The following is a 13,081-nucleotide window of genomic DNA, read 5'->3' as shown; positions in this document are numbered from 1 at the left end:
AACGGACGGCGGCATTACGCGGCCAGCCGAGCGCGCTCCGCCGGCGCGGCAAAGTCCAGCACAGGCCCCGCCGGCACCACGCCGCTCGGGTTGATCGAGCGGTGGCTTTCATAGTAGTGCCGCTTGATGTGATCGATATTGACCGTCGCCGCGATCCCCGGCAACTGGTAGACGTCGCGCGTAAATCCCGACAGGTTCGGGTAATCGGCGATGCGCCGCAAGTTGCACTTGAAGTGCCCCACGTAGACCGCGTCAAAGCGCACCAGCGTTGTGAACAGGCGGATATCCGCCTCGGTGATCTGGTCCCCCAGCAGGAAGCGGCGCGTGGCGAGCCGCGCTTCGAGCCAGTCGAGCGTGTCGAACAGCGGCGTCACCGCCTCCTCATACGCGCCCTGCGTGGTGGCAAAGCCGGATTTATAGACACCGTTGTTGAGGGTGTCGTAGACGCGTGCGTTGATCTCGTCGATCTGCGCGCGCAGCGCTGCCGGATAGTAATCGCCCGCCTTGGCGCCAATGCCATCGAAGGCGGTATTGAACATGCGGATGATCTCCGACGACTCGTTGCTGACGATGGTTGCCCGCTGCTTGTCCCACAGCACCGGCACGGTGACGCGCCCGGTGTAGTCAGGATCCGCGGCGCTGTAGACCTGGTGCATGAGCCGTGCGCCGTTGACCGTGTCCGGCACCACGCCCGGGCCCTCGGCAAACGTCCAGCCCTCGCCAAGCATCAGCCAGTGCACCGTGGAGACGCCGATCATCTCCTCCAGTCCCTTGAGCGCGCGCATGATCAGGGTGCGGTGTGCCCAGGGGCAGGCCAAGCTCACGTACAGGTGATAGCGCCCGGCCTCGGCCTTGAATCCGCCCGCCCCGCTCGGGCCGGCGGCCCCGTCGGGGGTCACCCAGTTGCGAAAGGCGGCATCCTTGCGGACGAAGCGTCCGCCCGTGGATGCCGTGTCGTACCAGCGGTCTTGCCATTTGCCGTTGACGAGCAGTCCCATTTCGATACTCCTTCTGATGCGGTGAGGTACGCGTTCTTATTCGGCGCCGACGGGTTGCGACGGCGCATTGATGAAATGCACGATAGCCGGAATGGTCTGCCCTGGCGCTTCTTCCATCAGCCAGTGGCCCGAGCCCTTGACAATCACGCCTTGCACATTGGTGGCGACGAGGCGCGCCTGGTCGATCAGGAAATTGCCCGAAGCCTTCTCGCCCGCCAGCACCAGCATGGGCATCGGCAGCGGGTGTTTTGCCAGCGCCGCGAAGTCTTCGGCATCCTGCGGGAAGGCACGGAAGAACTCGAATCCCGCGCGCATCCGGCCCGGCCTGGCGTAGTTGGCGGCGTAACGCTGGCGGGCGGCTTCCGGCACCGAGTGCTTGGGGTCGGCGGCGAAGTCGTTCCAGAAGTGTTCAAAGTAGGTTCGCTCGCGGCCCTGCACCAGCTTTTCAGGCGTGTCGCCATAGAAGTTGAAGTGCCACTTGTCGCGCAGCAGCCAGACCTGTTGCCAGTCGCCCACGCCAGGCAGGAACGCATCCATCAGCGTTACGCTTTCCACTTCGTCCGGGTATTGCGCGGCGTAGGCATAGGCGACCATCAGGCCGATATCATGCCCGACGATGTTGATCTTGCGGTAGCCGAGCGTCTGGACCAGGGCATGAATGTCCTGCGCCAGGGTCTTCTTGTCGTAGCCCGACTGCGTAATCGCCGACCCGCCCGCGCCGCGCAGGTCCGGCGCGATGACGGTGCGCTTGTCGCCAAGCTGTGCCATCAGCGGCAGCCACATATGGCTGGATTCCGCATAGCCGTGCAACAGCACCACAGGCGTGCCGCTGCCGCGCCCGGACTGCAGGTAGTGCAAGTCGACGCCATTCGCGTTGATCGTGTGCTGCTGGACCGCCGCGTCGCCGACAGGTTCTGCGGCATGCGCGAGCGGCGCAAGCGCGCCGAACACGCCAAACATGAGCAATGCGGCGCCGGCGTACCGTGCCATACGGTGGATGAGGGCCATGACTATTCTCCGGTGATCGTGCCATGGCAGGACAAACTCTCCTGGCCGACGGCGCTTGCAAACAAAGGGGTTTCGGGAATCGGGTGAAGCACTGTGACGAATATTGCGCCGGCGCCTGTGTTTTGCCGTACGATTTTCCCGATGAACTCGTTCGACGGAGTTGAACATGTTGTCGGAAGACGAATTGGCCTTGCTGGAAGCCATCCGCGAGAGCGGCAGCCTCTCCCGCGCGGCGGCGCGTCTGGTCAAGGCGCCGTCGACCATCTCCCATGCCGCCCGGCAGCTCGAAGGACGCTTTGACGCCCTGCTGTTCGACCGCCGCCGCTACCGCCTGCAACTCACGCCTGCCGGCCATCTGCTGGCCGACGAGGCCGCGCGGCTGATGCAGGACGTATCGCGCATGACCCAGCGCGTGCGGCAGGTCGCCAGCGGCTGGGAAGACCGCCTGTGGATCGTCACGGACGAAGTACTGGAGTTTGAACTGCTGATGCCGGTGATCCGCAGCTTCGATGCGCTGAAATCCGGTGTGGCGCTGCGCCTGACCCACGAAGTCCTCAGCGGCACCTGGGAAGCGCTGCGCGATGGCCGCGCCGATGTGATCGTCGGCGGCGACCAACGAGCCGCCGGCCATTCCCGGCCTGCGCTGGTTCGAGCTCGGCGTGGTCGAATGGGTTTTTGCCGTGGCGCCGCGCCACCCGCTTGCCAGCGTGGACGAGCCGCTCACGCGCCAGCGCATCTCGTCGCACCGGGGCGTGGCCGTGGCCGATTCATCGCGCGGTACCGCAGGGCGGGCCTACGGCCTGGTGGGCGGGCAAGCCTCGCTGGCCGTGCCGACCATGCGCGCGAAGATACTGGCGCAGCGCGAGGGGCTGGGCGTTGGCTGGTTGCCGCGCCACCGCGTGGCATCGTTGCTCAAGCGTGGGGAACTGGTGGAAAAACGCACGGCGGATCCGCGCGAGCCCAACACGCTGTATGTGGCGTGGCGGGGCGACCATGAGGGCCGTGCGCTGGAATGGTGGCTGGATCAGCTGCGCCAGCCGCGGCTGGCCAAGCGCCTGGTGCAAGGCATGGACCTGTTTGCCTGAGCGCCCGAACGGGCAGCCCGCAGGATAACCAAGATCAGCAAGGTGCCATCTGAGCGGCTAGGCCAGGAGCTGCACACCGGCTGGGCGCTGACTTTTCCCAGCCAGTCCACGGCGTTGCCGTCGAGCGCCTGCGCAATGGCGATGCGCGTCATGCCCGTGGTTGGATAGCGCAATCAGCATACGATTATGAGGTGGTTTCATCAATGGCCCGAGAGAACTTCAACGACCTGCTCGCCTTCGCCATCGTGGCGCGCGAGGGCAGCTTTACCCGCGCGGCCGCGCAACTGGGCGTATCGCAATCGGCACTCAGCCACACGATCCGCGCCCTCGAGGCGAGACTGGGCGTTCGGCTGCTGACCAGGACGACGCGCAGCGTCTCCCCCACTGAAGCGGGCGAGCGCCTGTTCCAGACGGTAGCGCCGCGTTTCGAGGAAATAGAAGCCGAACTGGCGACCATGAGCGAATTCCGGGACAAGCCCGTGGGCACCATTCGCATCACCACCGCCGAGCATGCGGCCAACACCGTGCTGTGGCCGAAGCTGGCCAAGGTCATACCGGACTATCCCGATATCAAGGTGGAAATCACCATCGACTACGGGCTCTCCGACATCGTCGCGCAACGCTACGACGCGGGCGTGCGCCTGGGGGATCAAGTCGCCAAGGACATGATTGCCGTGCGCATCGGGCCGGATTTCCGCATGGCGGTAGTCGGCTCGCCCGCCTACCTCGCAACGCGCGCGCGGCCGCTGACGCCGCAGGACCTGTCCCTCCACGCCTGCATCAATCTGCGCCTGCCGACCCATGGCGGCCTGCTGGCCTGGGACTTCGAGAAGGATGGCCATCAGCTCAATGCGCGCGTCGAGGGCCAGTGGGTGTTCAACAACAGCAGCCAGATCCTGAGGGCGGCGTTAGCGGGATGCGGCCTGGCATTTCTACCGGAGGACCTGGTGCAGGAGCACATCGCCGGCAAGCGGCTCGAACGGGTGCTTGAAGACTGGTGCCCGGTATTTCCTGGCTACCACTTGTATTACCCGAGCCGCCGCCAGTCTTCGCAGGCCATGGCCGTGGTGATCGATGCGCTGCGCTACCGGACCTGACACGGCGTAGCTACAGGTTCCTCGTCCAGAGCTCCGCCACATCGGATCGTGCCGATTCCCGGCACCCGCAAGCGCAAGCGCCTGGAGAAGAATCTGGGGGCCGCCGACATCGCGTTCACAACTGGCGACCTTCGCGAGATCGATGGCGCGTTCTCGACGATCTCGGTGCAGGGCAAGCGGCTTTCGGAGGATCATACGAAACTGATCGACCGCTGAGCGAGCGAGAGACGTGGGCACGCGGCCACGCTCGCACAAGTTGCGGGCAACATGACAACCCTTTTCCGGGCCAACACCATGTCTCCTGTCTTGACGTTCAAGCTCATCCTCTTGTCACTGGTCGCGATCATCGGGCTTGAGCTGGTTGCGCGGCGCCTGCGCCTGCCCCCGGCCGCCGCGTTGCTGGTGGGCGGCGCGGCGATGGCGTTCGTGCCCGGCCTGCCGCGCGTCGAGCTCGATCCGGAACTTGTCCTCATCGTGTTCCTGCCACCGCTCTTGATGGACGGCGCGTACTTCACCGTCTGGGACGACTTCCGGCGCAACCTGAAGGGCATCCTGCTCCTGGCGATCGGCGCAGTCGTATTCACCACCCTTGTCGTGGGCTGCGTCGTGCACTGGATCGCGCCCGGGCTGCCGTGGGGCGCGTGCTTCGCGCTCGGCGCCATCGTGTCGCCGCCGGACGCCATCGCCGCCAAGGCCGTGCTGGAGCGGGTTGCGCTGCCACGCAGGGTGATGGTCCTGCTAGAGGGCGAAAGCCTGCTCAACGATGCCGTGGGCCTGGTCCTTTACCGGTTTGCCGTCGCTGCAGCGCTGACCGGCGCATTCAGCTTCCCGCATGCCATGGGCAGCTTCACCGTGCTCAGCCTCGGCGGCGTCGTGGTGGGCGCGATCATCGGCTATGCCGTCGTCAAGCTGTTGAGGTTCCTGGAGGACACCTATCTGGTCATTGTCGCCACCGCCTTGGCCGCATGGATCTGCTATGCCGTCGGCGAGGCGCTCAACGTATCCGGCGTGATGGCAACCGTGACCTACGGCATGATGCTCGGCTGGCATCAGCACGACATCGTCTCGGCGGCCGTCCGCATACGAGGCACCGCCTTCTGGCAAGTCGTGGTGTTCCTGTTCGAATCGCTGGTGTTCATCCTGATCGGCCTGTCGCTGCGCGATGTGATCGGGCGGATCGGGGGTGCCGGTGAAGCCCTCGCCGCGTTCGTCCCTGCTGTCGCGGCCATCCTTGGCGCGGTGGTGCTCTCGCGCTTCCTATGGATATTCGGCGTCGACGGGCTGGAGGCCACCTGGCGGCGCCTCGCGCGGCGTGACACACGCCGGCCCGACTGGCGCGCGGCAACCGTGAAAAGCTGGGCGGGCATGCGCGGCGTGGTGACCCTTGCCGTCGCCCTCGCGCTCCCGGCTTCCATGCCTGGGCGCGACCTGATCCTCGTGGCGTCATTCGCCGTCATTGTCTTCACGGTGCTGGTCCAGGGCGCGACCATCGGGCCGCTCATCGAGCTACTGAAGCTCGATACGACGGAGGCGCGCGATGCACGGTACCTGACCGAGCCGCAAGCCTGGGCGCGACTCGAGGCGGTGCAATTCGCCGCCGTCAGCACGCTGGCATACGACGCTGGCGGCAGGCTCGCGCATCCGCGACTGCTTGAGCAATATGGGTACCGCGCACGAATGAGCCGCGAGCATGAGGACGAAGCCGAACTGCCGCCCGAGGCGCGCCAATCGCATTACGACATTGTGCTGGCCGCTGTCGCCGCAGGACGCAAGGAGTTGCTGCGGCTGCATCGCGGCGGGCATCTGCACGATGAACTGCTGGTCGAACTTGAGCACGACCTGGACCTGCAGGAGGTGTCCGCCCTCCATGGTCGTGGCGCGTGACGGCACGTGACGGCGCGATGGCCTGCGCGTGATCGGAAACTAGAGTCCGGCCACAATGTGGCGAATGGCCGGGACGCCGTCGATTTCAATGGCACATCCAGTACCAGACTGCCAGACGCTGCCACTGCGCAACAGGTGCGGCGACAAAAAAAGCCCCTGAAATCCAGGGGCCCATTTTTCAACATCTTGTGTAGCAGCAAGCGCTCGCTAGATCAGCCAGCGAAGTTCTTGCTGGCGAAGTCCCAGTTCACGACGTTCCAGAATGCCTCGACATACTTCGGGCGGGCATTGCGGTAGTCGATGTAGTAAGCGTGTTCCCACACGTCGCAGGTCAGCAGCGGCTTGGCGTCGGTGGTCAGCGGGGTAGCGGCGTTGGAGGTCGAGACCAGGTCCAGCGAACCGTCGGCCTTCTTCACCAGCCAGGCCCAGCCCGAACCGAAGGTGCCGACCGCGGTCTTGGTGAATTCTTCCTTGAACTTGTCGAAGGAGCCGAACTTGGCGTTAATGGCATCAGCCAGCGCGCCGGTGGGCTGGCCGCCGCCGTTGGGCTTGAGCGAGTCCCAGTAGAAGGTGTGGTTCCAGACCTGGGCGGCGTTGTTGAAAATGCCGCCGGAGGACTTCTTGACGATCTCTTCGAGCGTCGAGTTTTCGAACTCGGTGCCCTTGATCAGGTTGTTCAGGTTGGTGACGTAAGTCTGGTGGTGCTTGTCGTGGTGGAACTCCAGGGTCTCCTTGGAGATGTGCGGAGCGAGCGCATCATGCGCGTACGGCAGCGGGGGGAGAGTATGTTCCATTGTTCTGTCTCTTTCTGTGGGGTTGAAGATCAGGAATTGTCGATTGTAGGGGACTTGCCATACCCGCGCAAACGCCGCAAACAAAGCCCCTTCGATCATATTAGTTTGATCGATATGCCAGTGCTGTCGGCGCCCGCGACGCGCGCCGGACTTAGAGTTCCGCCAGGCGCGGCTGCACGCTGGCGATGCTGGCGTCGGCCACGCCTTCGGCCAGGTGGACTTCGATCACCGCGCCCGCACGCAGCTCCGACGGCGAGCGCAGCGCGCGTCCGCGCTGGTCCAGCAGCACGGCGTAGCCGCGCTCCAGGGTGCGCTGCGGCGCCAGCAGCTCGAGCGAGCCGGCGGCACGCTGCCAGCGCTGGCCAGCGCGCTCATGCTGGCGTTGCGTGGCGTCGCGCAGGCGCAGCGCGGTGCGGCGCAGTTCGGCCTGGGCCTGGGCCAGGTCGGGCCGGCCAGCCGCCCAGCGCATGGCCAGCACTTGTTGGCGATGCCGTTGGGCTGCCACGGTATCGCGCAGCGCGGAGCGCAGGTGACGCATCAGGTTGTCGACCTGCAGGCGGCGCTCCTGCAGTTGCGCTTGCGGGCTGCGCAGGCGGCGCGCCAGCCAGTCCAGGTTTTGGGCGCGCCGGTCGAGCTGGCGCTGCATGCACTGGGCCAGCGCGTCGCGCGCGCGGCTGGCTTGCAGCAGCATATGGCTGCGGTCCGGGCTGACCAGCTCGGCTGCGCCGGTGGGCGTGGGCGCGCGCACATCGGCGACGAAATCGGCGATGGTGAAATCGGTCTCATGGCCCACGCCGGAGACCACCGGCACGGCGCAGCGCGCAATGGCCTGCGCCACGCTCTCTTCATTGAACGACCACAGGTCTTCGATGCTGCCGCCGCCGCGGCACAGGATCAGCACGTCGCATTCGTTGCGCTCGCTGGCGGTGTCGATCATGGCGGCGATCCTGGCGGCCGCGCCGGCGCCCTGCACCGGCACCGGGTAAACCACGACCGGCACATGGGGCGCGCGCCGGCGCAGGGTGCTGATCACATCGCGCAAGGCCGCGGCCTGCAGCGAGGTGATCACGCCAATGGTGCGCGCGTGGACCGGCAGGGGCCGCTTGCGCTCGGGCGCGAACAGCCCGGCCTGCGAGAGCTTTTCCTTCAGCCGCAAGAATGCCTCGTAGAGATTGCCAAGGCCGGCGCGGCGCATGCCCTCCACGCCCAGCTGCAGCTCGCCACGCGCCTCATACATCGACACCAGCGCCCGCACCTCGACCGCCTCGCCCTCGCGCGGCGTGAAGTCGACATGCTGGTTGCGCCCGCGGAACATCACGCAGCGGATCTGGGCGCGCGCGTCCTTGAGCGAGAAATACCAGTGCCCGCTGGCGGCGCGTGTGAAATTTGAGATTTCGCCCCGGACCCAGGTCAGCGGAAAACTACGTTCCAGTACCTGGGCAATCGCGTGGTTCAGCTCCCCGACGGGAATCGCCTCGCGCGCCCCGGGAGTGGCCATTGGCTGGGTTTCACGCGAAAAGTTGAGCGGTTCTGACATGGAGCACGGCCGGGCAAGCGGCGTGGAATTGACATGTCCACAGCATAACCGGTCTGTCAAGTCTCTTGGGGTGGGGGATGCAATAACCCCGCAAAGCCGCATGACTTGACACAAGCCTTTGATTCTTATGCGCTTTCGGCTGTCTTATTTTTTAGGCAATGTAAGCAAACCCCTTATGCGTCAAACACTTACCGGCTGCGCCCCCGGCTTGTTCACAAAGTTATCCACAGGAACTCTGGACAACCTCAAGTCGAACCCCCAACCTGTGGATAATTTCTTGCTACCCGCGAGAATGCCGCGTGCAGTGGCCAAAAGAGATCGCAAGGCCTCCTTGACGGGACATTGCGCTGTCCTGTCCTGGCCATGCGTGCCGGGACTGGAAAGCACCACACGAGTGGCCTTTGCCTACTTTTTAATCAGCTGGTATGAAGCGCTTTTCAATCAATGACTTAAGTGGCTTCTCAGGTAGTTGTCCACAACCCGTCCACAAGACTGTCCCGGCGGAATGTGGAAAGGGAGAGACATGACGGAATTTTTCGGTTTACGGCGTGCCAAAGCCCTCCCCGACGCCCATCTGGCGTGTTCTGCACATTATTTAGGCACCCTGTATACCTGTCTTTCCAATCAATGACTTAGCGTTCTTTTCAGGGCGCTGTCCACAAACGGTCCACAGCACTGTCCTGCTTTAATGTGGATAGACCGGGCTCTGGTTTTTGGGCGGTTCGCGCCCGCCCGGAGGCTGTCTTCGCCACCCGCTGCCTGCCCGTTTTTTAAGCTATCTGCAATTTTTCCTTATCAATCAGTGACTTGACCGTCTTGTCAGCCCTCTGTCCACAATTCATCCACAGCACTGTCCCAGTTCCATGTGGACATCCCGGCAGTCACCGCCCCGCTGCCTCGCGCGCACGATGCGCGGCGGACACACCGCGACGCTGCGTCTTGCCCCGCCCGGTGCTGCGGGTTAGAGTGGCGCCTGATTTTTTCGAACATTTTTTTCGAACATAGCCAGCGCGCGCACGGCCGCGGCGCCTGGCATGAGCACACAAGCCGTTGACTCGGGGTTCCACGTGTTTTCCATCATTCAAGCTGCCGGCTGGCCGATCTGGCCCTTGTTGCTCGCCTCGGTCATCGCCCTGGCGCTGATCGTCGAGCGTTTCCTCAGCCTGAAGCGCAGCAAGGTGCTGCCGCCCAAGCTGTATGACGAAGCCCTGTCGGTGGCGCACCAGCGCCGCGCTACGCCAGAGGTGGTCAACACGCTGGAGCAGAATTCCCCGCTTGGCCGCGTGCTGGCGGCCGGCCTGCGCCATGTGGTGCTGCAGCCCCATACCTCCCGCGATGCCGCCAAGGAAGTGGTCGAGGAAGCTGGGCGCGCCGTGGCGCATGAACTGGAGCGCTACCTGAATGCACTGGGCACGATCGCCTCGGTGGCGCCGCTGATGGGCCTCCTGGGCACCGTGATCGGCATGATCGAGATCTTCGGCAGCCAGGGTGGCGCCGGCGCCAGCCCCGAGCAGCTGGCCCATGGCATCTCGGTGGCGCTCTATAACACCGCCTTCGGCCTGATCATCGCAATTCCGGCACTGATCTTCTGGCGCTACTTCCGCCGGCGCGTGGACGACTACGTGGCCGAGCTGGAATTCCGCGCCACCGCCTTCCTGGACGCCATCCTGCCGCAGCGCCGCGCCTGATACGCCATGCACTTCCGATCCCGCCAGCGGCGTGAAGAACCGGAGATCAACCTCATCCCGTTGATCGACGTCCTGCTCGTGATCCTGATCTTCCTGATGATCACGACCACGTACTCGCGCTATACCGAGTTGCAGATCCAGCTGCCGACGGCCGACGCCGAAAAGGCGCAGCAGCGCCCCGGCGAGATCGTGGTATCCGTATCGGCCAAGGGCGTCTACTCGATCAACAAGCAGGTCATGGACCAGCAGGATGTGACCAGCCTGGCCCAGCGCCTGCGCGAGGTAGCCGGCCCGGCCGAGGGCCAGCCGCCCGTGCTGATCGTCAATGCCGATGCGCAGGCCACCCATCAGTCGGTGATCAATGTGATGGAAGCCGCGCGCCTGGCCGGGCTGCCGCGCCTGACCTTCGCCACGCAAAGCGCGCAGGCGCGCTGAGCGGCCAGGCGCGGGGATGCCAATCCCCCGCTGCGAGCCGCACCTTGCGGCGGGCGCCGCAAGGTGCCCATAATGGCTGGGTGGCTGGCTTGCGCCGGCCATCCATGACGCGATGACGCCATCATGCCGGCGCGCCGTGAGCACCGCCCCCCGGCCCCAACCCTGCCTTTCAACGCAACATTACCGCCCAGCCCTGCCTGCCACGCCCATGCCCGCTCCCCGCAACACCCTTGCCGACTTCGTGACCGCCCAGTGGCAACGCCGCGGCTGGTTCGCCTGGCTGATGCTGCCGCTGTCATGGGTGTTCGGCCTGGTCAGCGGCTGGCGGCGCCTGGCATACCGGCGCGGCTGGTACCGCTCGACGCGCCTGCCGATGCCCGTGGTGGTGGTGGGCAACGTGACCGTGGGCGGCACCGGCAAGACCCCCGCGGTAATCGCGCTGGCCCATGCGCTGGCCGAGTCCGGCCTGCGCCCGGGCGTGGTCTCGCGCGGCTACGGCGTCAAGCTCAAGCACCCGCGCCGGGTCAAGCCCACCTCGCAGGCCAAGGACGTGGGCGACGAGCCGCTCTTGATCGCGCGCGCCACCGACGTGCCGGTCTGGGTCTTCCCCGACCGCGCGCTGTGCGCGCAGACCATGCTGGTCTCGCATCCTGGCGTCAACGTGCTGCTGCTCGACGACGGCCTGCAGCATTACAAGCTGCAGCGTGACTTCGAGATTGTGATGTTCGATTCGCGCATGGGCGGCAACGGCATGCTGCTGCCCGCAGGCCCGCTGCGCGAATCGCTCTCGCGACAGCGCGACGCCACCCTGATCAACGACCCCGACTTCCGCGCCAGCCCCGACAAGCCGGATGTCTACGGCATGCGCCTGGTGCTGGACGACGCCTGGCAACTGGCCGACCCGACCATGGCCAAGCCTTTGTCCGCGTTTGCCGGTCAGCGCGTGCTGGCCGCCGCCGGCATCGGCAACCCCGAGCGCTTCTTCGCCAGCCTGCGCGCAGCCGGCCTCGCGCCGGACACCATGCCGCTGCCGGACCACTACGACTTCGCCGCAGACCCCTTTGCCGGCGATCCGGTCGCGCAAGCCGCCGATGCGATCCTGATCACCGAGAAGGATGCCGTAAAATGCGAGCGCCTCAGTGACCCGCTGGACCCGCGGATCTGGGTCGTCCCCACCACGCCCGTGATCGATGCGGGCCTGATCGAGAAAATTCGCCGCGCGGTCGCCGCGCACGCCCAGGCCGCTCCCGCAGCGCCGGGCGCAGCGACCGTCGCCGGCCACACCAAGGAAACGCAAGATGGACAACCGGCTGCTTGAAATCCTGGTCTGCCCGCTGTGCAAGAGCAAGCTGGAGCATGACCGCGCCGCCCAGGAACTGATCTGCCACGTGGACAAACTGGCCTATCCGATCCGCGATGGCATTCCCATCATGCTGGCCGATGAAGCGCGCCAGACCGTGCCGGGCCGGCTGGTCTCGCCGGAATAAGCGGCTCGCACCATGTCGCTGCCCGCTTTTACCGTCGTCATCCCGGCGCGCCTGGCCTCCACCCGGCTGCCCAACAAGCCGCTGGCCGATATCGGCGGCAAGCCCATGATCGTGCGCGTGGCCGAGCGCGCCCATGCCTCGTCGGCACAGCGCACGGTGGTGGCCACCGACGCGCCCGAAGTGGCGGCAGCCTGCGCGGCGCATGGCATCGATGCCGTGATCACGCGTGCCGACCATCCATCGGGCACCGATCGCCTGGCCGAAGTGGCCACGCTGCTGGGCCTGCCGGACGATGCCATCGTGGTCAATGTGCAGGGCGACGAGCCCTTGATCGAGCCCAGCCTGATCGACGAGGTGGCGCTGCACCTGGCCCACCATGCCGATTGCGCCATCGCCACCGCCGCCCATCCGATCGGCGATATCGCCGAGGTGTTCAATCCCAATGTGGTGAAAGTGGTGTGCGATGCCGCCGGCCGCGCGCTGTATTTCTCCCGCGCGCCGATTCCCTGGGCGCGCGACGCCTGGGCCGGCGTGCCGGCCGCGGCGGCAGCCACCGCCCAGGTCGCGTTGCCGGCCATGCCGGTATTGCGCCACATTGGCCTGTACGCCTACCGCGCCGGATTCCTGCGGCGCTTCCCCACGCTGGCGCTGTCGCCGGTGGAGCAGACGGAAGCCCTGGAGCAGCTGCGCGCGATGTGGCATGGCGAGCGCATTGGCGTATTGGAAACGGCGGCAGTGCCCGCGCCGGGCGTCGATACCCAGGCCGACCTGGACCGCGTGCGTGCGCTGTGGGCGCAGGCCATGGCGCAAGAAGGCCCCTGAGCGCACTTGGCGATGGCCGCCGGCCGCTGCGCTCGTCCATGACCTGCGACATAAGTCATGACAGATGTCACCGCAGCGGCAAGCCGATTTCGCGCCGCCTCATGGCATAATGCTTGACGATACAGAGCCGTCGGGCGCCCGGGCGTCCGGCCAAGGCTCGGTGGGGAGATGAAAAGTGAGCCCGTTCGGTACCCGCCCGCCGCCAGCGGCAGAGGCGTCAGCGTGCCGACCGTCAACAGACCAGAC

General features: G+C 65.8%; 12 protein-coding genes and 1 pseudogene. 9 read left to right on the top strand and 4 right to left on the bottom strand.

Annotation, left to right across the window (positions count from 1 at the left end):
* Positions 1-14 precede the first annotated feature (14 nt).
* Positions 15-998, bottom strand: a complete 984-nt coding sequence (locus tag OR16_RS10500; protein WP_006157945.1) for a glutathione S-transferase family protein — start codon at positions 996-998, stop codon at positions 15-17.
* A gap of 36 nt (positions 999-1,034) precedes the next feature.
* Positions 1,035-2,006 carry an alpha/beta fold hydrolase gene (locus OR16_RS10495; protein WP_006157944.1) on the bottom strand — a complete coding sequence of 324 codons (972 nt, stop codon included), beginning with the start codon at positions 2,004-2,006 and terminating at the stop codon, positions 1,035-1,037.
* Between the two features lie 166 nt (positions 2,007-2,172).
* Between OR16_RS10495 and OR16_RS10490 the strand changes: the two are divergent.
* The 4 genes and pseudogenes from OR16_RS10490 to OR16_RS10480 all read left to right on the top strand — a co-directional run bounded on the left by OR16_RS10490 (position 2,173) and on the right by OR16_RS10480 (position 6,072).
* Positions 2,173-3,091: pseudogene (locus OR16_RS10490) on the top strand (LysR substrate-binding domain-containing protein).
* 203 nt (positions 3,092-3,294) lie between these two features.
* Positions 3,295-4,188 (top strand): LysR family transcriptional regulator, encoded by an 894-nt coding sequence (locus OR16_RS10485; protein WP_006157943.1) that lies wholly within the window; start codon positions 3,295-3,297, stop codon positions 4,186-4,188.
* A gap of 48 nt (positions 4,189-4,236) precedes the next feature.
* Positions 4,237-4,404 (top strand): hypothetical protein, encoded by a 168-nt coding sequence (locus tag OR16_RS44000; RefSeq protein ID WP_006157942.1) that lies wholly within the window; start codon positions 4,237-4,239, stop codon positions 4,402-4,404.
* Between the two features lie 78 nt (positions 4,405-4,482).
* Positions 4,483-6,072: a Na+/H+ antiporter gene (locus OR16_RS10480; protein WP_043419245.1), complete on the top strand. Its 1,590-nt coding sequence runs from the start codon at positions 4,483-4,485 to the stop codon at positions 6,070-6,072.
* Positions 6,073-6,284: 212 nt separating this feature from the next.
* On the opposite strand, the gene sodB is transcribed toward OR16_RS10480, so the two are convergent.
* Together sodB and xseA are read right to left on the bottom strand one after the other, a co-directional pair.
* Positions 6,285-6,866, bottom strand: a complete 582-nt coding sequence (gene sodB / locus OR16_RS10475; RefSeq protein WP_006157940.1) for a superoxide dismutase [Fe] — start codon at positions 6,864-6,866, stop codon at positions 6,285-6,287.
* A gap of 151 nt (positions 6,867-7,017) precedes the next feature.
* Complete coding sequence (gene xseA, locus OR16_RS10470) at positions 7,018-8,403, bottom strand: exodeoxyribonuclease VII large subunit (RefSeq protein ID WP_043419217.1); 1,386 nt, start codon at positions 8,401-8,403, stop codon at positions 7,018-7,020.
* A gap of 1,067 nt (positions 8,404-9,470) precedes the next feature.
* On the opposite strand from xseA, the gene OR16_RS10465 reads away from it, so the two are divergent.
* The 5 genes from OR16_RS10465 to kdsB all read left to right on the top strand — a co-directional run bounded on the left by OR16_RS10465 (position 9,471) and on the right by kdsB (position 12,835).
* A complete protein-coding gene (locus OR16_RS10465) occupies positions 9,471-10,091 on the top strand; it encodes a MotA/TolQ/ExbB proton channel family protein (RefSeq protein ID WP_006157938.1) in 621 nt (206 codons plus the stop codon).
* 6 nt (positions 10,092-10,097) lie between these two features.
* The gene (locus tag OR16_RS10460) at positions 10,098-10,526 is read left to right on the top strand and encodes an ExbD/TolR family protein (protein WP_006157937.1); all 429 of its coding nucleotides are present in this window, start codon (positions 10,098-10,100) and stop codon (positions 10,524-10,526) included.
* Between the two features lie 208 nt (positions 10,527-10,734).
* Positions 10,735-11,844, top strand: coding sequence for a tetraacyldisaccharide 4'-kinase (lpxK, locus tag OR16_RS10455; protein ID WP_006157936.1), 1,110 nt, complete (start codon positions 10,735-10,737; stop codon positions 11,842-11,844).
* Positions 11,825-12,013 carry a Trm112 family protein gene (locus tag OR16_RS10450; RefSeq protein ID WP_006157935.1) on the top strand — a complete coding sequence of 63 codons (189 nt, stop codon included), beginning with the start codon at positions 11,825-11,827 and terminating at the stop codon, positions 12,011-12,013. The genes lpxK and OR16_RS10450 overlap by 20 nt, the downstream gene beginning before the upstream one ends.
* 12 nt (positions 12,014-12,025) lie before the next feature.
* Positions 12,026-12,835, top strand: coding sequence for a 3-deoxy-manno-octulosonate cytidylyltransferase (gene kdsB, locus OR16_RS10445; RefSeq protein ID WP_006157934.1), 810 nt, complete (start codon positions 12,026-12,028; stop codon positions 12,833-12,835).
* Positions 12,836-13,081: the final 246 nt, after the last annotated feature.

Source organism: Cupriavidus basilensis OR16, assembly GCF_000243095.1.
Classification (GTDB): Bacteria; Pseudomonadota; Gammaproteobacteria; order Burkholderiales; family Burkholderiaceae; genus Cupriavidus; species Cupriavidus basilensis_D.
The sequence above is the reverse complement of the archived record's forward strand: the minus strand, read 5'-3'. Positions and strand labels throughout refer to the sequence as shown.